The 20,039-nt window shown below is 33.8% G+C and carries 16 protein-coding genes and 1 pseudogene; 2 read left to right on the top strand and 15 right to left on the bottom strand.

All coding sequences use genetic code 11. The features are described from left to right. Positions 1 to 304: 304 nt before the first annotated feature. From DM397_RS07160 to clpB, 3 genes are all read right to left on the bottom strand, one after another. Positions 305 to 724, bottom strand: coding sequence for a hypothetical protein (locus tag DM397_RS07160; RefSeq protein WP_111376876.1), 420 nt, complete (start codon positions 722 to 724; stop codon positions 305 to 307). A 342-nt stretch (positions 725 to 1,066) separates the two neighbouring features. Then, entirely contained in the window at positions 1,067 to 1,951 is an 885-nt protein-coding gene (locus tag DM397_RS07150) for a DUF808 domain-containing protein (RefSeq protein ID WP_111376874.1), read from the bottom strand. Positions 1,952 to 2,349: 398 nt separating this feature from the next. After that, a complete protein-coding gene (gene clpB / locus DM397_RS07145; protein ID WP_111376873.1) occupies positions 2,350 to 4,947 on the bottom strand; it encodes an ATP-dependent chaperone ClpB in 2,598 nt (865 codons plus the stop codon). Positions 4,948 to 5,153: 206 nt separating this feature from the next. Between clpB and ytxJ the strand changes: the two genes are divergently transcribed. Then, positions 5,154 to 5,543: a bacillithiol system redox-active protein YtxJ gene (ytxJ, locus tag DM397_RS07140; RefSeq protein WP_111376872.1), complete on the top strand. Its 390-nt coding sequence runs from the start codon at positions 5,154 to 5,156 to the stop codon at positions 5,541 to 5,543. Between the two features lie 177 nt (positions 5,544 to 5,720). Here ytxJ and DM397_RS07135 read toward each other — a convergent pair whose 3' ends face one another. Beyond that, on the bottom strand, positions 5,721 to 6,884 hold the full coding sequence (locus DM397_RS07135; protein WP_111376871.1) for a hypothetical protein: 1,164 nt from the start codon (positions 6,882 to 6,884) through the stop codon (positions 5,721 to 5,723). After that, positions 6,881 to 7,882, bottom strand: coding sequence for a DUF2157 domain-containing protein (locus DM397_RS07130; protein WP_111376870.1), 1,002 nt, complete (start codon positions 7,880 to 7,882; stop codon positions 6,881 to 6,883). Before DM397_RS07130 ends, DM397_RS07135 begins: the two co-directional genes overlap by 4 nt. A 264-nt stretch (positions 7,883 to 8,146) precedes the next feature. Here DM397_RS07130 and DM397_RS07125 point away from each other — a divergent pair, with 264 nt between their 5' ends. Continuing rightward, entirely contained in the window at positions 8,147 to 9,199 is a 1,053-nt protein-coding gene (locus tag DM397_RS07125; protein WP_239457814.1) for a pectate lyase family protein, read from the top strand. A gap of 73 nt (positions 9,200 to 9,272) precedes the next feature. Here the strand turns inward: DM397_RS07125 and argH are convergent, their stop codons facing one another. The 10 genes and pseudogenes from argH to DM397_RS07075 form a co-directional block, all read right to left on the bottom strand. Next, positions 9,273 to 10,553, bottom strand: coding sequence for an argininosuccinate lyase (gene argH / locus DM397_RS07120; protein ID WP_111376869.1), 1,281 nt, complete (start codon positions 10,551 to 10,553; stop codon positions 9,273 to 9,275). A gap of 60 nt (positions 10,554 to 10,613) precedes the next feature. Further along, the gene (locus DM397_RS07115; protein ID WP_111376868.1) at positions 10,614 to 11,684 is read right to left on the bottom strand and encodes a M20 family metallo-hydrolase; all 1,071 of its coding nucleotides are present in this window, start codon (positions 11,682 to 11,684) and stop codon (positions 10,614 to 10,616) included. A gap of 290 nt (positions 11,685 to 11,974) precedes the next feature. Beyond that, entirely contained in the window at positions 11,975 to 12,751 is a 777-nt protein-coding gene (argB, locus tag DM397_RS07110; RefSeq protein WP_111376867.1) for an acetylglutamate kinase, read from the bottom strand. Between the two features lie 93 nt (positions 12,752 to 12,844). Then, entirely contained in the window at positions 12,845 to 13,798 is a 954-nt protein-coding gene (locus DM397_RS07105; protein ID WP_111376866.1) for an N-acetylornithine carbamoyltransferase, read from the bottom strand. Between the two features lie 87 nt (positions 13,799 to 13,885). Further along, positions 13,886 to 14,194: pseudogene (locus DM397_RS07100) on the bottom strand (GxxExxY protein); the annotation flags it as partial. A gap of 188 nt (positions 14,195 to 14,382) precedes the next feature. Then, positions 14,383 to 15,141, bottom strand: coding sequence for a glutamate 5-kinase (gene proB, locus DM397_RS07095; protein ID WP_111376865.1), 759 nt, complete (start codon positions 15,139 to 15,141; stop codon positions 14,383 to 14,385). A 158-nt stretch (positions 15,142 to 15,299) separates the two neighbouring features. After that, complete coding sequence (locus DM397_RS07090) at positions 15,300 to 16,493, bottom strand: glutamate-5-semialdehyde dehydrogenase (RefSeq protein WP_111376864.1); 1,194 nt, start codon at positions 16,491 to 16,493, stop codon at positions 15,300 to 15,302. Positions 16,494 to 16,594: 101 nt separating this feature from the next. After that, a complete protein-coding gene (locus DM397_RS07085) occupies positions 16,595 to 17,734 on the bottom strand; it encodes an aspartate aminotransferase family protein (RefSeq protein ID WP_111376951.1) in 1,140 nt (379 codons plus the stop codon). Between the two features lie 89 nt (positions 17,735 to 17,823). Beyond that, entirely contained in the window at positions 17,824 to 18,801 is a 978-nt protein-coding gene (argC, locus tag DM397_RS07080; protein ID WP_111376863.1) for an N-acetyl-gamma-glutamyl-phosphate reductase, read from the bottom strand. Next, on the bottom strand, positions 18,794 to 19,987 hold the full coding sequence (locus tag DM397_RS07075; RefSeq protein ID WP_073409232.1) for an argininosuccinate synthase: 1,194 nt from the start codon (positions 19,985 to 19,987) through the stop codon (positions 18,794 to 18,796). Before DM397_RS07075 ends, argC begins: the two co-directional genes overlap by 8 nt. Between the last annotated feature and the right edge of the window lie 52 nt (positions 19,988 to 20,039).

Raw genomic sequence — 20,039 nt, 5'->3', positions numbered from 1 at the left:
CTTTAATCTTGCTATAACTTCTTTTCGATGTTCTTCTTTTAAATCAACCATTTTTTTAAGAACAGAAATTGTCTTAGCATCTGGCTTTATGATTATTGTTTTTTCCATGATTGTTTTTGATTTCAAATACAAATGTAAGAAAAAAAACCACATCTATTTCAAATCAATTTAATTAGCATTGTTTTTCAGAATTAAAAATTCTTACAATTTAATCAAAATTTAAAAAACCACTTTACATTAGCTTAAAATTAAACCTTTGCAAAATGGTTTTTCAACCTAAAAAAATATCAACTAAAAATAGTTGTTATTCGATTACAACTTTCTGAGTTAAGAATTCAGTTTCTGATTTTTTGAATTTAATTTCGAAAGTTCCTTTTGCAGTTGCTTTAAATTTATAAACTGTTTTCTTTGGTTCAGGCACTTGCAACGTACAAACTTCTGACGGATATTTTGCAATTACTTGCAAACCTTTTACAGATCCAATTGTTACTTCTGAAATTTTATCAAATTCTGCACAAGCATTATCAACTGTATAAGTCACATCGTAGCTTAGTTCATCATTTACTTTTCCTGTCGCTGGTCCTTTAATTTCTGTAACTAGAGCTGCCTTTGTAGTTGGAGTTGGAGCTGGTGTTTGATCTTTATCATCGTCGTTACTGCATGAAACAAATCCAATTGATAAAAATAATACTACTAAAACTGTTTTTAATCTAAAACTTTTCATATAAAATAATAATTAATTGTTAATTACTATGAAGATGTGCCTTGGTTATAAAGGTTGCTTATAAAAAATGTTAAAAAGTTTCAACTATTTATTAAACAACTATAAATCAACAATTTATTTTATAAAAAAATATTTAAAAATTACTTTTATTTCTTATGAAAATAAAAAATTTCTCGCTAGCCCCGATCGAAGTGATATCCTTTTTCCTGCTCCTTTAGCAGGAAAAAGATTTAACGGAGAGCGGGACTAAATGTGCTTTTGGAAACGAATTGATATGCTTCTAAAACAAAAAAACACCAGTCTTAAACTGATGTTTTTAAAGTATATTGATTGAAGTTGTATTTAAGCCGTTTTCTTTTTAAAAATCTTTTTGAAAAGATTCACAAACAGTAAAACTACTAGTCCTAAAGCTAATCCAACTGTAAATTCTTTGATAATTGAAGGGATTTTAATTTCTTCTGACAAATGGTGAAAAAATGGAATATAATGTACAAATATTCCGCCTGCAACTAAAAGCAATGCAATTGTTCCAACTACCGTCAAGCCTTTTATAACCAATGGAAGTGCTTTAACTAATAAATTTCCAATAAATCTTGATGGACTTTTTTCGCTTTTACTAAATTTTATAAGCTTATACCCCGCTTCATCCATTCTGACAATCAGAGCTACAATTCCGTAAACTCCTATTGTTGCAACCAATGCAATTATAGACGTTACAACAATTTGTTGTATTAACGGTTCTTCTATAACTGTTCCTAACGCAATAATTACGATTTCTACAGATAATATAAAGTCGGTTACGATTGCTGATTTTATTTTTCCTTTTTCAAGCTCTAGAATTTGCTCTTCGGTAAGAGCTTCGTCTGTAATCCCTTCTGACTCATCGTGTTTATGTGGAAAAACAAATTCATAAATTTTTTCAGCTCCTTCATAAGCTAAAAATAATCCCCCAAGCACTAAAATTATTATGATTGCAATTGGTAAAAAAGCACTTAGCAAAAATGCAATTGGTAGAATAATAATTTTATTGAGTAAAGAACCTTTACTAATTGCCCATAAAACAGGCAATTCTCGTGAGGATGCAAACCCAGAAGCTTTTTCTGCATTTACAGCTAAATCGTCACCAAGAATTCCAGCAGTTTTCTTTGCAGCAACTTTACTCATTACTGCAACATCATCCATAATTGCTGCGATATCATCTAATAGAACAAAAAAACCTGAAGCCATTTTTAAAATTTATTTTTAGTGATGCGAATCTAGACATTTTGACTTAATCTGCCCAATATTAGAGCATCAAAATTTTTCTTTTTATTCGTATTTTTCTGTAGATGAAATCTAACTGCATTGTCCTAAAAGAACCCACAGAATAATAAAAACTATAATAGTTCCGAAACAGCCTCCACCTAACTTCTTAGCTCCATATCCTGCTAATAATCCTCTGAAAATATTGTTCATGATTTTGAGATTTTTAAATTAATAATTTGCTGATTTTTATTTATTTAAAATTGATTCTTTTTTGAAAATATCTTGTTATACGAATTAGGCGAAAAGTTTCAGAATTTTGAGCAAAAAAAAAGCATCAGCTTTTAACACTGATGCTTTTTCAAGATTAACTAAAAAAATAATTATTTAACTGTCTGGTTTCTAAAAACCAGTTTGCCATCGAAAGCATCTAACAAAATGATGCTGTCTGTTGTAATATTTCCTGCCAAAATTTCTTTTGACAATTGATTTAAAACTTCTCTCTGAACCACACGTTTTACAGGTCTTGCGCCAAAATGTGGATCGTAACCTTTGTCAGCCAAATACGCAATAGCTTCTGGAGTTGCATCCATAGTAATGCCTTGCAGAGCCAGCATTTTGGTAACACTCTTCAACTGTAAGTTTACGATTCTCGAGATGTTCTCTACCGTAAGCGGTGTAAACATTACAATCTCATCGATACGGTTGATAAACTCAGGACGAACAGTTTGTTTTAATAACCCTAAAACTTCGTTTTTAGCAGCTTCTGTTGCAGCTTCAACACTTCCTTTTAGGTTTTCAAATTTCTCCTGAATAATATTACTACCCATATTTGAGGTCATAATAATAATCGTATTTCTAAAATCGGCCAAACGACCTTTGTTGTCTGTTAAACGTCCTTCATCTAGAACTTGCAATAAAATATTGAAAGTATCTGGATGCGCTTTTTCGATCTCGTCTAACAATACAACAGAATAAGGTTTTCTTCGAACAGCTTCTGTTAACTGACCTCCTTCATCATAACCTACATATCCTGGAGGCGCACCAACTAAACGGCTCACACTGTGACGCTCTTGGTATTCACTCATATCGATACGAGTCATAGCATTTTCATCATCAAAAAGATATTCAGCCAAAGCTTTTGCCAGCTCTGTTTTACCAACTCCGGTTGTTCCTAAGAATAAGAATGACCCAACAGGTTTTTTCATATCCTGTAAACCTGCACGGCTTCTACGAACGGCGTCACTCACCGCTTCTATCGCTTCTTCCTGACCTACTACTCGTTTGTGTAATTCGTCTTCCAAATGCAATAGTTTTTCTCTTTCTGTCTGAAGCATTTTGGTAACTGGAATTCCAGTCCATTTTGCTACAACTTCTGCGATATCTTCTCTAGTAACTTCTTCTTTGATCAAAGAATTTCCAGATTGGAATTCTAGCAATTGTTTTTGCAAAGTTTCCTGACGTTCCTGCGCTTCTTTTATTTTTCCGTAACGGATTTCTGCTACTTTTCCGTAATCGCCTTCACGTTCTGCACGTTCCGCTTCGTATTTAAAGTCTTCTATTTCATGTTTTACAGCCTGAATTCCGTCAACAATATCTTTTTCCTGTTTCCATTTTGCGTAGATTTCGTTTCGCTCTTCTTTCAGGTTGGCCAATTCCATTCCTAAAATTTTCAGCTTGCTTTCTTCTTTTTCACGTTTGATGGCTTCGATTTCGATTTCCAACTGCATGATTTTACGATCCAAAACATCTAACTCTTCAGGTTTTGAATTGATTTCCATACGCAGTTTAGAAGCTGCTTCGTCCATTAAGTCGATCGCTTTATCTGGTAAGAAACGATTGGTAATGTAACGCTGTGAAAGTTCTACAGCCGCGATAATCGCTTCGTCTTTAATCTGAACTTTATGGTGCGTTTCGTATTTCTCTTTAATTCCACGAAGAATCGAAATCGCGCTTTCTGTATCTGGTTCGTCGATTAATACTTTTTGGAAACGTCTTTCAAGCGCTTTATCTTTCTCAAAATATTTTTGATATTCATCTAAAGTTGTAGCTCCAATTGCTCTTAACTCACCACGAGCCAAAGCTGGTTTCAAGATATTAGCCGCATCCATTGCGCCTTCACCTCCACCCGCTCCTACAAGCGTATGAATCTCATCAATAAACAAAACGATATCACCTTCTGCAGCTGTAACTTCTTTTACAACCGATTTCAAACGTTCTTCAAATTCTCCTTTATATTTCGCTCCGGCAATCAAAGCTCCCATATCTAATGAGAAAACGATTTTATCTTTTAAGTTTTCTGGAACGTCTCCGTCCACAATTCTGTGCGCTAAACCTTCTGCAATTGCCGTTTTACCAACTCCAGGTTCACCAATAAGCATTGGGTTGTTTTTTGTTCTACGAGTCAGAATCTGCAATACACGACGAATTTCTTCATCACGACCAATTACTGGATCTAGTTTTCCTGTACGTGCTAGTTCGTTTAAGTTTTTAGCGAATTTATTAAGCGAATTATAGGTTTCTTCCGCTGAAGCCGAAGTTACTCGTTCACCTTTTCTTAATTCTTCAATGGCAGCTTTCAGACCTTTTCCCGTAACTCCTTGATCTTTTAAAATCTGAGAAACTTTACTTTTTGAGTCAAAAATGGCTAAAATTAAATGCTCGATCGAAACGTATTCGTCGTTCATTTTTTGTGCAATGATTTCAGCTTCATTCAAAGCTTTATTAGCATCTCTGGAAAGCATAACATCTCCTCCAGAAACTTTTGGAAAACTCTGAATTGTACTGTCTAAAATTTGTAAAAACAAAGGCACATTTACATTCAATTTTTTCAAAATAAATGGCGCTACGTTTTCGTCAACTTCAAAAATGGCTTTGAAAATGTGTTCATTTTCAATTTGCTGCTGGCCATTTCGCTGCGCTAATTGTTGCGACAACTGAATGGCTTCTTGCGATTTAATAGTAAACTTATTTATATTCATATTTTTACGATTTTGATTGATTTTATTTGTTTGACAATTTATAAGATTAAAGTTACGATTTATTGAGGTACTTTTTTAACTCAAATAATTTAACTTTGCATTCAAATATTCAAATTATATTCCATAGCAAAAAAACAGACAAAATGTCGTTAAAAATTAAAATTCCTTTATTTTAACACGTCAAAAAGTCATAAATCAAGTCAAATATGAGTTTTTTCAATTCAATCTTCGGAAGTTCAGAGAACTCAGAAGCCGCAAAAAGCAAAGTAAACTGGACAGAATTAACAGACATGCTTCAATTAATGGAAATCGAAGCTATTTCTAATGAAAAACCAGTTGTCATTTTTAAACACAGCACAAGATGCAGTATCAGCCGAATGGCTTTAAAACAATTTGAAAGAGAATTTGATCTCGAAGAAGCAGTTGATCCGTACTTTTTAGATTTAATCGCAAATAGAGATATTTCAAACGAAATTGCAAGCAAATTTGGAGTATATCACGAATCTCCTCAATTGATTTTAATCAAAAACGGAAAAGCAGTTTACGATGTTTCACACAGCGATATTGATGCTGAAGCATTGAAAAGCAAGATCTAAGTTATCAGTTATAAATTATGAGTTATGAATTATGAGTTAATTACTCAACTTAATCACTACACAAAATTTAAAAATTATAAAGCCTGAAATTATACAAATAATTTCAGGCTTTTATATTTCTACGTCAAGTCTAATTTTAATTCAAATTAGCGCTCAACTCATAATTCATAATTAAACTTAAAAACTTCCGTCGGAGCCTCCACCGCTGAAGCCTCCTCCTCCAAATTCCATTGGAGAGTCTGTCTTAACTTCTGGTTTCATTCCGAAAGTTGAAGCCACAACTAAAGCTTCTGCATTTAATAAGTTATCTGAATGGCTAATTCTATCTGGTTTAAAGGTCAGACCACTTTCTTTTTCCTTTAATTTTTTAATTGAAAAATAAGCAATTGCAAATAAAACTACACCTCCAAGTGTTAATGCAACTTCGATTGGCAAAACGGAATGATAAAATCGAATGGTATAAATTGAAAATGCGATAGCCAAAAAGCTGAGCCAAAGCATTATTCTATCTTTTGCTTTTAAAGCCTGAACCAAATAAAGCACTGGAACTACAAAAGTAAATGCGTAAAAGAAATACGCAAACGGAATATCTGCTCCAGGTTTTACTTCTGTTCCTAAAAGTTCTGCAGAAAGCTCTCTTACAACCAAATAATTACAAGAAAGATAAAATAAAACTAAGCAAAAACTATTTGCCAACAATAGCCCGTTATAGTAATAGCTTTCGCTAAGATGATTCATCATTTTTTTCGTCAAAAAATAAAAAACTCCCGCGAAAATCATTGCTACAAATGGCAAAATAGCTTTTCCGATATCTCCAAATTCAAACATTCCGTAAAACAAAAACGCAGTTGCAGAAAGACAGAACACGAGCATTGATAGTACATGCAAATATCTTAAAAACATAAAAAGCGCTCCAACTGCTACAAAAAAAGCAATTACCATTTCGTAACCTTCTGTTGTTATTCCTATTGCCACTCCTAAGCACAAAAGTGCATTCAATATAAAAGCATCGTCTAAACCGTGATTATGATACTCCTGATTGGCAAGCAATTCTACTCCACCAAACCCAACTGCGGCAAAAATATAACAGCAGATTTTAAAAAATGTATTCTCGGCACTTAGCCCAAACAAAGAAATTGCACCACAAATTGAGCCGTACAATAAACAGCCAAGCAAAAAGAAACCCACTCTAACGAGAATATTATTCTGACTTTTTAAAACCGGCAATTCTTTTTCTATAAATTTCTTCTGCTCTTTACTAATGAAACCTCCTTTATACAAAGCATTTGCTTCATCAGCTAAAACTTCATTATCTAATAATTGTTTGTTGTATACTATCATTCTGCTATTTCTTTGTGGAAGTTTTTAATCAGTTTAATAAACATTATAATCGAGCCGACAAAATACGCTGGCAATAGGAATACTAATAATTCCCAAATATCTGAGAAGTCAACATTTTCAAAAACTCTAAACAAAACAATGTTTCCGCCGATGTAAGCATAAACAATCATAAATACATATAACGACATGGCTTTGTATTGATAACTTACCTTATAAAAATAATATGTTGAACCAGCTAAAATTAGAGCAAAAATTACCCAAATTAAGGTATCATAACCTGTTAGATTACTGATGGCAGCAATACTTACAATATGCAATGCAAAAGTGAGAAAAACTAAGCCAAAATGGGTTTTGAGCGAAATTCGCTGACTGTAGATTGTCCATAAAACCAATAAAACTCCAAGCATAACTGCAGAATAGCTCAAACTTTGGCTTGCATACAAATTATTACTGTCATTGAATATGTCTTGTGGCGTAACCGAAAGCCCTACATAAGCTGCCAAACCAGTAATGGCAATGGTCAAAACACTTCTATTATCAAAATAATAAGCGCAAAAGAAACTTACTATTGTAGGAACCAAAGTCGCTAAACCGTAATGTTCACCAAAAGTTTTGTATTGAAATTGAAGATATCCAATGAAAATACAGGTCAAAATATTTCCTGCCAAAACCAAATATTCTAAAACAGGATGCTCAAAAGTTGTTTCTGTTTTCTGAAAACCTTTAGAATACTTGAAACAATAAAAAAAGCAAACTGCAATCACAATTAAAAGCAATGACAAAATAGCAATATGTCCTATGGTATCAATATTTTCATAAATCAGAATTCCGATTCCTGAAGTAAACAGTAAGACTGACAAATAAAGGAACAACTTTAATTCTGCGTTTAATGAAAAGATGTTTAAATTTCGATACGTTTTTACTTCTTCAAACTGATTTTCAGTAATTAAGCCTTTCTTAAAAAGATGGAGAGCAGACTGATCTTTGAATTTTTCCATTGGTATGTTTTAAACTGGTGCATCAAATATATGTATTTAGCATGAAAATTCTGCTTTAAATTTTAAAACCTTTCCCCTTTTCTTAAAATATTCTCACAGCAAATTTTTATAATTAAATAATGTAAAAACAACATTTACAATTCTAAAAACCAAAACTTTAAAACATAAATATCTGATAATTTAATTTGAAATTATTTTTATTCCTTTACATTTGTGTAATCGATTACAACTAACTAATAAAACCACAAAAAGACATACTTGAAAATGAAAACAAAACTTATATTACTGGCATTGCTTCTGCCTTGCTCCTTTCTATTTGCTCAAAATTATTTCATGAGCGCTCCTGAAGGATTCGGTGCTTCTGCAACCGGCGGGGGAAGCGCTACTCCAGTAACAGTTACAACTTTAGCCGATTTAACAGCAAAACTGAAATTAACTACTCCGCAAGTTATCTTAGTTTCAGGAACCATAAATTGTACATATACCAGCTTACTAGTCAATGACAAAACTATAATTGGTCTTCCGGGTGCACGATTAATTAACTTGGATCAAACGGCTGCAGGTTCAGGAATTCTAAGTTTAAAACCTGGCTCTAATAATATTATCATCAGAAATTTAATTTTTGAAGGACCAGGAGCTTACGATGTTGACGGACATGATAATCTTACTTCAGAAGCAACTAATCTTTGGGTCGATCATTGTGAATTTCAGGATGGAATGGATGGGAATTTTGACAATAAAGGCACAGCCGATAACGTAACCATTTCTTGGTGCAAATTTACCTATTTAAAAGCTCCAAAAGCAGGAGGCTCTGGCGGAGCTGATGATCATAGGTTCTCAAACCTAGTGGGAGCTTCTAAAACTGATGCGCCAGTAGATGGTCATTACAGTATAACCTTTAAAAACTGTTATTGGGCTCAAGGATGTAAACAAAGAATGCCGCGTGTTAGAAATGCGGAAATCCATATTCTAAACTGTCTTTATAGTACATCTGAGTCTGGCTCGGTAGCAATAGGTTTAGGCGGAGGTACTAAAAACTCAACTTGCTATGTAGAGGGTTCTGATTTTGCGAAAGTGGATAAAGTTTTTAAAGAATATACCAGTACAGATGGTGGCAAAGTTGGAATTGTATTTGATAACTGCCGCAAAGGACGAATAGATTTTGGGACAAAAGTAAATAAGCCCTCTTATATCTACACTACACTTACTTTAGGAAAAGCCGAAGAATACATTTCGAATAAATCTTGCGGCGCGGGAGCAACGCTTCAAGTTAATTCTAATGGCATGATATCTACAAGTTGTGGCAATAAAACTTAATTGCAACTAAAAACAACATAAAAAAAACCGATTTACTTAATTAGCAAATCGGTTTTTAATTTTGGAAAACAACTTAAAAAGCTGCTTTCATTTTATCTTTTATCGCATCAAGACACAAATTATTGATACTTCCTTCATGTGTATGCTTTGTAGCTTTTGGAGATTTATATGTGCCGGCTTCCAATTGTTCAGCAACGGCTTTGTACGCATCTCTAAACGGCATTCCTGCAACTACCATTTCGTTTAAAGTATCTACTGTAAACAAATAATCGTATTTTTTATCTTCTAAAATATGATCTTTAACCGTGATATCTTTTATTGAAAAAATTGCAATATCTAAACAAGATTTCAAAGTCTGAATTGCCGGAAACAAACCTTCCTTCAAAAGCTGTAAATCTCTATGATAACCGCTTGGAAGATTATTGGTAATTAAAGTGATTTCGTATGGAAGAGCCTGAATCTTATTGCATTTTCCTCTGATTAATTCGAAAACATCTGGATTCTTTTTATGAGGCATAATACTAGAACCTGTTGTAAGATGCGCCGGTAAACCGATAAAATCAAAATTCTGGCTCATATACAGACAAACATCCATTGCAAATTTTGACAATGTCCCTGCTACGCTTGTCATAGCAAAAGCAACCGTTTTCTCTGCTTTTCCACGGCTCATTTGTGCGGCAACAGCATTGTATTTCAAAGTTTCGAAACCTAACTCCTGAGTTGTAAAAGTTCTGTTGATTGGGAACGAACTTCCGTAACCTGCAGCAGAACCTAACGGATTCTGATCTACAATTTTTGAAGCTGCGTTCAACATTGTAATATCATCAATTAAACTTTCGGCATAAGCAGAAAACCACATTCCAAATGACGATGGCATTGCAATTTGTAAATGTGTATATCCTGGCAATAAAACGTTTTGGTGTTTTTCTGCCGATTCCATCAACAAGTCAAACAAGGTCTTTACTTGCTCTTTAATCACTTTTAATTCATCTTTCAAATACAAATGAACATCTACTAAAACTTGATCGTTACGAGAACGTGCAGTGTGGATTTTCTTTCCTGCATCGCCAAGTTTTACAGTTAAAAGATATTCGATTTTAGAGTGAACATCTTCAAAACTATCTTCGATTTCGAAATTACCTACTACGATATCAGCAATAATTTCGTTTAATGCATCAACCAAAGAAGTCGTTTCTTCTGAAGTCAACAAACCGATTTGTCCTAACATTTTTGCATGTGCAATTGAACCTAAAGCATCGTATTTTGCTAAAACTAAATCCAGTTCACGGTCGTTTCCTACTGTGAATTGCTCAATTTGTTTATCTGTTGGTATTCCTTTTTCCCAAAGTTTCATAGGTACTGTTTTAGAAACCCGACAGGTTTTAAAAACCTGTCGGGTTTAATTTCGTTTCAATTATAATTTAAAGAAATCGGTTAGTATTTTGATATACAAGTCGACTCCTTCTACAATTTCATTTACAAAAATAAATTCGTCTGCTGAATGCGAACGCAATGTTTCTCCTGGTCCCAATTTTAAAGACTGACAGCTTAAAACTGATTGATCTGAAAGTGTTGGCGAACCGTAAGTCGTTCTTCCTAAAGCAATTCCTGCCTGAACCAGACCATGTGCAATTGGAATAGACGAAGCATTTAAGTGCATTGATCGTGGTGTTACTTCGGCGTTTACATTTGCTTTTACAACTTCCAGAATTTCAGCATTTGTATAGCGATCTGTTACGCGAATATCCACAACCAAATCACATTCTGAAGGCACAACATTGTGCTGTTTCCCTGCATTGATCTGCGTTACGGTCATTTTTACGGGACCTAAAACGTCTGAGATTTTGTCGAATTTATAGTTTTTAAACCATTCCATCACCGGAATTGATTTGTATAAAGCATTATCATCGTTTTGATGCGCTGCGTGGCTTGCAGTTCCTTTTACTTTTACATCTAGAACTAACAAACCTTTTTCTGCAACTGCTAATTGCATTAAAGTTGGTTCTCCAACAATGGCACAATCTAATTCTGGCAAGTGTTTTAAAACGCTGTTTAAACCATTTTTTCCGCTGCTTTCTTCTTCCGCGGAAGCTACAATTACAATATTGTGAGAAAGGTTTTGATTTTCGTAAAAATGTACAAAAGTCGCCAGTAACGAAACTAAACATCCTCCAGCGTCATTACTTCCTAAACCAAATAATTTTCCGTCCTTTTCAATTGCTTTAAACGGATCGTTGGTGTACGCTTGATTTGGACGTACAGTATCGTGATGTGAATTTAGTAAAAGTGTTGGTTTGTTTTTGTCGAAATATTTATTGAAAGCCCACACATTATTGTTTTCTCTCTTGAAAGGTATTTCATTCTGATTGAACCAATTTTCGATTAAAAGAGCCGTTTGATCTTCTTCACTTGAAAATGAAGGCGTTTCGATTAAGCTTTTTAATAAACTAATTGCTTCTTGGGTAAGCGTATCTATATTTTTCATTTTTGTTGTGCTCTTGCCACAAAGGCGCTAAGTCGCTAAGTTTTTTTAAGCTTTTACTTACTTAACTAAATAATACGCGACATTTTTAATTTGCGCAAATTTCTTAAATTAATATTTAAAAGTACTGCGCAGTTCTGTTTTTTTGCCACTAATTGCATGAGTTTTCACAAATTATCTTTTTGTTACAGATTTAAAATCAAAATAAACTTTTTACTGTCTGTTTAAAATTATTTTCTCTTTTTTAAGCCGAAAAAAATTAGTGTCAATTCGTATAATTCGTGGCTATATCTTTACAACGTAATCGTTGTATGCGGAATATCTGAATTTTGAAGCATTTTGTGATGCCCAATTTTGATTTTCTGCACGCCTCTTGATAAACTATTGAAACAGTTATCCAGTTTTGGAATCATTCCAGAATGAATTACTTTTTCTTCTTTTAGTTTATTGTATAATGTTTCGTTGATTTCTGTAATTACAGATGAATCGTCTTCTGAATCCATCAAAACACCTTGTTTTTCAAAACAATATGTTAGCGTAACATCAAAAACCTCAGATAAAGCAATTGATAATTCGCTTGCAATGGTATCAGCATTTGTGTTTAACAATTGTCCGTTTTTATCGTGCGTGATGGCACAGAAAACAGGAACAACTCCAGCTTCTAATAAAGTAGCCAATAATTTGGTATTCACTTGCTTCACATCACCTACAAATCCGTAATCAATTGTTGGATGATTTCTTTTTGTTGACTGAATTAAATTTCCGTCAGCTCCAGAAAAACCAATTGCATTATTGTCTTTTGCCTGCAATTGCGCTACAATATGTTTGTTGATTTGTCCTGCGTAAATCATTACCACAACATCAAGCATTGGAGCATCTGTGATTCGGCGCCCATCAATCATTTGTGGAACCAAACCAATACTTTGCGCCATTTTTGTAGCCGATTTTCCACCACCATGAACTAAAACTTTATAGCCTTCAATTTTAGAAAAATCGGTTAAAAATTGTTCTAATTCTGCTGGATTGTCGATGATGTTTCCTCCTATTTTTATTACGGTAACTTTTTTCATGAGGTTCTAAGATGCTAAGGTTCTAAGGTACTAAGTTTTTTGCTCACAGTTTCTTAGTATCTCAGAAACTTAGAACCTTAGTCCCTCAAAAAATTATATTTTTTTAAGAATCTTTTGTAAAACTAATTGTGCTGAATACGTTCTGTTATTCGCTTGCTCGATTACTATTGAATTTTCTCCGTCTAGAACTTCGTCGCTTACAATAACGTTACGACGAACTGGAAGACAGTGCATGAATTTTCCGTTATTGGTCAAAGCCATTTTTTCTGCCGTAACCGTCCAATTTGGATCGCTATTGGTTACTTTTCCGTAATCGTTGAAGTTGCTCCAGTTTTTTACGTAAACGAAATCGGCATTTTCGAAAGCTTTGTCTTGATCGTACTCGATTTTACAGTCTTGTGTGATTTCTGGGCTTAACTCGTAACCTTTTGGATGTGTGATTACAAAATCCATATCTTTTTGCATCTGCATCATTTCTACGAATGAATTGGCAACTGCCTGCGGTAAAGCTTTTGGATGAGGAGCCCAAGAAAGCACTACTTTTGGTTTCTCTTTGTGTCTAGGTTTGAATTCTTCCATTGTAATCGCATCTGCCAACGACTGTAACGGATGACGAATAGCACTTTCCATATTTACAATCGGCACTGTAGCGTATTTCAAAAATCCTGAAATTACAGTTTCTTGATAATCTTTTTCCTTATCAACCAAACCAGCAAAAGCACGGATTGCAATAATATCACAGTATTGAGAAACTACTTCTGCTGCTTCTTTAATATGCTCTGAAGCACCAGAATTCATCACAGCTCCGTCTTCGAATTCTAATGTCCATCCTTCGTTGGTAAAATTCATTACCATAACGTTCATTCCTAAGTTCATTGCCGCTTTTTGAGTACTCAAACGCGTTCTTAAACTCGGATTGAAAAATAACATTCCAAGAGTTTTGTTCTTTCCTAAACTCTGATTTTTAAGCGGATTCTTTTTGATTTTTATCGCTTGTCTCACCCATTTTGACAATGAGTTGATTTCTTTTATTGAGATATAGTTCATTTTCTTTTTTTTCTTATTGGTTTGTAAAAAATTAGACGCGGATTTTACTGATTCGCTATCGCGAAGACACAGATTAACGCGGATTTTTTATATTCTTATTTTTCTACTGTTTTCAAATACTTTTCGTCTAAATTCTGGTTTTGTTCCAAAATTTAGAAGTAAACCTACTTCACAATTGGTGCCTTTTAAATAATTTAAAATTTGGTTTTCAAATTCTATTACTATGCAATTCGCAGCTTTTAATTCTAAAATAATTAAATCTTCAACTACTAAATCTGCATAATATTCTCCAACTTCGATTCCTTTATAATAAACTTTTATTTTCTTTTGAGCTTCAACGTACAAACCTTTATTTTTCAATTCCAAATACAAGGAATTTTGATAAACTCTTTCTAAAAACCCATGTCCTTATTCATTATAAACTTCATAAAAAGTTTTGATAATGACTTCAGTTAACTCTCGATGCAATAATTCCATAAAAAACAAATTTGAATGAAATATACTACATAAAATTAAAACAAATATAAAAAATCCGTTTTAATCCGCGTCTTCGTGATAGCGAATCCGTTTCATCCGCGTTCTATCTACACAATTTTGGTAAAGGGAATTTCATCCTTCAATGCTCGCAGAATAAAATTATCATTCAGTCCGTTGACGATCCAGGTTTCGATATTGGCTGCTTTTGAAATTGCAACGGCCTCTATTTTAGACTGCATTCCCCCTGTTCCGTGTGATGATTTTGAATCTCCGATTTCTTTTTCCAGCGTTTTTAAATCATTTACCAATTTTATGGTCTCCGGATTTTCATCATGAATGGATTCTTTCGTGTAAATTCCGTTTGTGTTGGTCGCAATAATCAGAATATCAACATTTAAAAGAACTGCTGTTAACGCTGCTAATTTGTCATTATCTCCAAACCGAATCTCATCTGTCGCAACGGTATCATTTTCATTGATAATCGGAATGTAATTGTTTTTAACCAATACATTAATCGTATTTACAATGTTCTTTTTGGTCTGCTCTTTTTCGAAATCAGAATAAGAAAGCAAACACTGAGAAGTGTTTAATCCTAAATCTTTAAAATTTTCATTGTAAATCCGCATTAAATGTGGCTGACCGATTGAAGCTAGAGCTTGTTTTACAAAAACATCTTTATCCTGATTATCCAGTTTTACAAATTGCTTTGCAGCCGCAATTGCTCCTGAACTTACTATGATAAACTCATATTCGTCATTTAAAGCTGCAATCTGTATTCCAAGATCTTCAATCTTTCCCCGCGAAATATGATTGGTTTCTTTGGTTAAAGTATTACTTCCTATTTTTAATAAAATCCGTCTTTTCATCTTGTTATTTGCCACAAAGGCGCTAAGGCACTAAGTTTTTATATTAAATTCCAATATTTAAATTCCAAATTCCAATTGAATATCAAATTCAAAAATCTAAAAATCAAAAATTCACAATCTAAAATTATCTCAATTGACTAATTATCTAATTATCTCAATTACCTAATCTGTCCTTCTCCGTAAACATACCATTTGTTTGTTACGAGATGTTGAAGACCAATTGGACCGCGTTGATGGAGTTTATCAGTACTTATGGCTAATTCTCCGCCTAAACCAAACTGTCCGCCGTCTGTGAAACGGGTTGATGCATTTTGATAAACAGCCGCAGCATCGATCGATTCCATAAACTGCTGTGCAACTTCATCATCTCTAGTTATAATTGCTGCAGAATGTCCTCCGCAGTACTTATTGATCTTATCAATAGCATGTTCCTGAGAATCGATGGTTCCGATTACGATTTTATAATCTAGAAATTCTTCGTACCAAATATCTTCGTTTTCGATTGTTTTAGTGTTTTCGAAATACTCTAAAGATTTATCTACAATAACCTCCACTTTTGATTCTATTAACTCTTCAATCAGCATCGCTGCGAAACCTTCAAAATTGGGCAGTTTAGAATCTATTAAAACTTTATCCAAAGCATTACAAGCCGAAATTTTAGATGTTTTAGCATTTAAAATTACTTTTAACGCCAAATCAGTATCTGCTTTTTCATGAACGTAAACAAAATTATTTCCTCGTCCGCTTACAATTACGGGACAAGTCGCATGTGCTTTTACAAATTCAATAAGTTTTTCTCCTCCTCTCGGAACTATTAAATCGACTTTTTGAGTTGGTTTTTCTAAAAAAGCCTGTGTTTCTGTTCTGTTATAATTCAGATATTCTACCCAGTCTTTTGAAACTCCGTTTTCTTCCAAAGCTTTGTGCCAAAGACTTACGATTTTTAAATTCGATTTTAAAGACTCTTTCCCTCCTTTTAATAAAATCTTATTTCCGGATTTAAAAGCAATTCCGCCCGCTTCGATGGTAACGTCTGGACGGGATTCGTAAATAATTAAAATCGTTCCGAAAGCAGCGGTTTTATTCACCACTTTTATTCCATTATCATGAGTAAAATGAAAACGCTCAACACCAACGGGATCTTCCTGAGAAGCTAATTGATTTAATGATAAAATCATCTCATCGACTTTTTTATCATCTACTTTTAAGCGTTCTTCCATCGCTAAATCTGAGCCGTCGTAATCTGATAAATCTTCTTGATTGGTCAAGATTATCTGATTCCGCTCCTGCTCGACCAGCTTTGCCATAGTCCGCAAAACCGCATTACGTGTTTCAATTGATAATGGTTTCATAATTTCAAGTGGGTTGGTTGTTTTTTGGTTATTTCTTTTTCGGAAACTTTATTTTAAACCTGACGGGTTTTTAAAACCCGTCAGGTTTAACGTAACGAGAATTAGTTCTTTAATTCTTCTAAACTTTCTTTTAAAGCTTTTACAAACGTATCAATATCAGCTTTTTTCACTGTCAAAGGCGGTAAAATTCTTAATAGATTTTTATTGTTGGCACTTCCTGTAAAAATGTGCTTTTCGATGATTAATTTCTTTCTTAAAGCTGCTACATCAAAATCAAACTCAACTCCGAGCATTAATCCTTTTCCTTTTACTTGTTTGATTCCTTCTAATTCTTTGATTTTCTCTAAGAAATATTCATAAACTTCATTTACATTTTTCTGTAAATCAAGTTTTTCAATTACATCTAAAACTGCAATTCCTGCTGCACAAGACAAATGGCTTCCGCCGAAAGTAGTTCCTAATAATCCGAAACTTGCTTCGAATTTTGGAGAAATTAAAATCCCGCCAACTGGAAAACCGTTCCCCATTCCTTTGGCAACCGAAATAATATCAGCATTGATTCCGTGGTGTTGGAAAGCGAAGAATTTTCCACTTCTTCCGTATCCTGACTGCACTTCGTCTAAAATCAAAACAACATCATGTTTTTTACATACTTTTTCTAAAGCTTGAAAAAACTCAGTTGTTCCTTGATCTAAACCTCCAACTCCTTGAATTCCTTCGATAATTACAGCTGTAACATCTCCTTTAGCCAATTCAGCTTCAACTAATTCAATTTGGTTTAGTGGTAAAAAAGTAACTACTTGTTGTGCATTAATTGGTGCAACGATTTTTTTGTTATCTGTAACTGCAACGGCAGCAGAAGTTCTTCCGTGAAAAGAATTATCAAAAGCCACAACTCTTGATTTTCCGTTGTGAAAAGAAGCTAATTTTAAAGCATTTTCGTTGGCTTCAGCACCAGAACTGCATAAAAACAATTCATAATCCTCAAGACCAGAAAGTTTTCCTAATTTCTGAGCCAATTCCACCTGTAAAGGGTTTTGAATAGCATTCGAATAAAAACCTAAGTTATCTATCTGATTCTTTAATTTTGCTACATAATCCGGTTGCGTGTGTCCGATAGAAATCACACCATGTCCGCTGTACAAATCTAAATATTCTACTCCTTTGTCGTCAATAATTGTACAATCTACTGCTTTTACTGGAGTTATGTCGTATAATGGGTAAACGTTGAATAAGTTCATGTGTTTTTTGTTTAAAGTTTCAGGTCTCATGTTTCAAGTTACGCTAGAGAACGTGAAACTTGAAACTTAAAACCTGAAACAAATTTTTTCTAAAATCCGCTTGGTTTCAAATGTAAACCTGTGGTTTCTTCTAATCCGAACATTAAATTCATGTTTTGAATCGCTTGTCCAGAAGCACCTTTGGTTAAGTTATCGATAATTGATGTTATGAGAACCCGGTTTCCTTTTTTCAATAAACTAATAATACATTTATTCGTTTGCACCACTTGTTTCATGTTGATGTTGGTTGTGGTAACAGTTACGAAAGGTTCGTTTTTATAGAACTCTTCATATTTCGCAACCAATTGCTCCAAACTATCATCACATAATGTATAAAGCGTTGCAAAAATTCCTCTTGGAAAATCTCCTCTGTTCGGAATAAAAAGCAATTCGCTGTCAAAATCTTCCTGCAACTGAACCAGACTTTCTGAAATCTCACCTAAGTGCTGGTGTTCAAAAGCTTTGTAATGTGACATATTATTGTTTCTCCAACTGAAATGAGAAGTTTCTGAAAGACTCACTCCTGCTCCTGTACTTCCAGTTGTTGCATTAATATGAACATCATTATTCAGCAAATTATGTTTTGCTAAAGGCAATAATGCCAATTGAATAGCAGTTGCAAAACAACCTGGATTGGCAATATAATTTGTCTTTTTTATTTCGGCTTTATTGATTTCAGGCAAACCGTAAACAAAATCTTTTCCTTCGAAATGAGCATCTTTGTTCAATCTGAAATCATTTCCTAAATCGATGATTTTAGTATGACTCGCAAACTGATTTTCTTTCAAAAATGAAATTGATTTTCCGTGACCTAAACACAAGAAAACAACATTCACATTTGGATTGATTTCAGCTGTGAAATTCATTTCAATATCCCCCATCAAATCGTGGTGTGCCACAGAAAGTGGTTTCCCGGCGTTTGTTGTACTGTAAACAAAATCGATGTTTACTTTTGGATGATACATTAAAATTCTGATGAGTTCTCCGGCTGTGTAGCCCGAACCACCAATAATTCCGACATTAATCATGATCTAATTTGTTTACAGATGAGAATATGTTTTGTGCATTTCCTAAAATCTTGATAAATCCTTTTGCATCGTCAGATGTCCAAGCATTATTCATTTCTCCGTACTGACCGAAACCTGTGTTCATCAAATCATTTTCAGATTCGATTCCGTCAAGTGAGAAATGATATGGTTTTAATGAAACTGTTACCGTTCCGTTTACTGTTTTTTGTGTGTCTTGCAAGAAAGTTTCAATATTTCTCATAACTGGATCCAAGAACTGACCTTCGTGGAATAACATTCCGTACCAGTTTCCTAATTGCTCTTTCCAATATTGCTGCCATTTTCCAAGAGTATGTTTCTCTAATAAATGGTGCGCTTTGATAATAATTAATGGAGCAGCAGCTTCAAAACCAACTCTTCCTTTAATTCCAATAATCGTATCTCCGACGTGAATATCTCTACCAATTGCGTAAGCACTTGCCAGTTTTTCTAGAGCCACAATATTATTTGAAGGTTTATCTGTTTTTCCGTTTAAACCAACTAATTCTCCTTGTTCAAAATGAAGTGTTACTTTTTCTTCACCTTCTTTTTGCAATTGCGAAGGATACGCTTCACTTGGCAATGGTTGGCTTGAAGTCAATGTTTCTTTTCCTCCAACGCTGGTTCCCCAAAGTCCTTTATTAATAGAATATTGTGCTTTTTCCCAAGAATAGTGAACTCCGTTTTGAGCCAAATAATCTACTTCTTCCTGTCTTGAAAGTTTTAAATCTCTAATTGGAGTAATAATTTCGATTTCCGGAGCGATAGTTTGGAAAATCAAATCGAAACGGATTTGGTCGTTTCCTGCACCTGTACTTCCGTGAGCAATAGCAGTAGCTCCTACTTTTTTCGCATATTTTATAGCTTCAATTGCCTGAAAAACACGTTCAGCACTTACTGATAATGGATAAGTATTGTTTTTTAATACGTTTCCGAAAATCAAGTATTTGATAGCTTTATCGTAATATTTATCTAAAATTGTTAAGTTGGCGTGTTGTGCACTTCCTAACTCATAAGCTCTTTTTTCAATAGCTGTTAATTCTTCAGCAGAAAATCCTCCTGTGTCAACAAGAACAGTATGAACTTCGTATCCTTTTTCATTTTTTAAATATTTCAAACAATACGAGGTATCTAATCCTCCGCTATAAGCTAATACTACTTTTTTCATTTTTTATAATTTTGGCTAATACTTTCGTATGTAGCAGTTTGAGATTTTTTCT

Origin of the sequence: Flavobacterium nitrogenifigens, assembly GCF_003254565.1 — a bacterium.
GTDB classification, from domain to species: Bacteria; Bacteroidota; Bacteroidia; order Flavobacteriales; family Flavobacteriaceae; genus Flavobacterium; species Flavobacterium nitrogenifigens.
The sequence above is the reverse complement of the archived record's forward strand: the minus strand, read 5'-3'. Positions and strand labels throughout refer to the sequence as shown.

Coding starts and splice junctions, on each gene's coding strand:
- DM397_RS07160 (WP_111376876.1), bottom strand. CDS start 724: ATGAAAAGTTTTAGATTAAAAACAGTTTTAGTAGTATTATTTTTATCA.
- DM397_RS07150 (WP_111376874.1), bottom strand. CDS start 1,951: ATGGCTTCAGGTTTTTTTGTTCTATTAGATGATATCGCAGCAATTATG.
- clpB (WP_111376873.1), bottom strand. CDS start 4,947: ATGAATATAAATAAGTTTACTATTAAATCGCAAGAAGCCATTCAGTTG.
- ytxJ (WP_111376872.1), top strand. CDS start 5,154: ATGAGTTTTTTCAATTCAATCTTCGGAAGTTCAGAGAACTCAGAAGCC.
- DM397_RS07135 (WP_111376871.1), bottom strand. CDS start 6,884: ATGATAGTATACAACAAACAATTATTAGATAATGAAGTTTTAGCTGAT.
- DM397_RS07130 (WP_111376870.1), bottom strand. CDS start 7,882: ATGGAAAAATTCAAAGATCAGTCTGCTCTCCATCTTTTTAAGAAAGGC.
- DM397_RS07125 (WP_239457814.1), top strand. CDS start 8,147: ATGAAAACAAAACTTATATTACTGGCATTGCTTCTGCCTTGCTCCTTT.
- argH (WP_111376869.1), bottom strand. CDS start 10,553: ATGAAACTTTGGGAAAAAGGAATACCAACAGATAAACAAATTGAGCAA.
- DM397_RS07115 (WP_111376868.1), bottom strand. CDS start 11,684: ATGAAAAATATAGATACGCTTACCCAAGAAGCAATTAGTTTATTAAAA.
- argB (WP_111376867.1), bottom strand. CDS start 12,751: ATGAAAAAAGTTACCGTAATAAAAATAGGAGGAAACATCATCGACAAT.
- DM397_RS07105 (WP_111376866.1), bottom strand. CDS start 13,798: ATGAACTATATCTCAATAAAAGAAATCAACTCATTGTCAAAATGGGTG.
- proB (WP_111376865.1), bottom strand. CDS start 15,141: ATGAAAAGACGGATTTTATTAAAAATAGGAAGTAATACTTTAACCAAA.
- DM397_RS07090 (WP_111376864.1), bottom strand. CDS start 16,493: ATGAAACCATTATCAATTGAAACACGTAATGCGGTTTTGCGGACTATG.
- DM397_RS07085 (WP_111376951.1), bottom strand. CDS start 17,734: ATGAACTTATTCAACGTTTACCCATTATACGACATAACTCCAGTAAAA.
- argC (WP_111376863.1), bottom strand. CDS start 18,801: ATGATTAATGTCGGAATTATTGGTGGTTCGGGCTACACAGCCGGAGAA.
- DM397_RS07075 (WP_073409232.1), bottom strand. CDS start 19,987: ATGAAAAAAGTAGTATTAGCTTATAGCGGAGGATTAGATACCTCGTAT.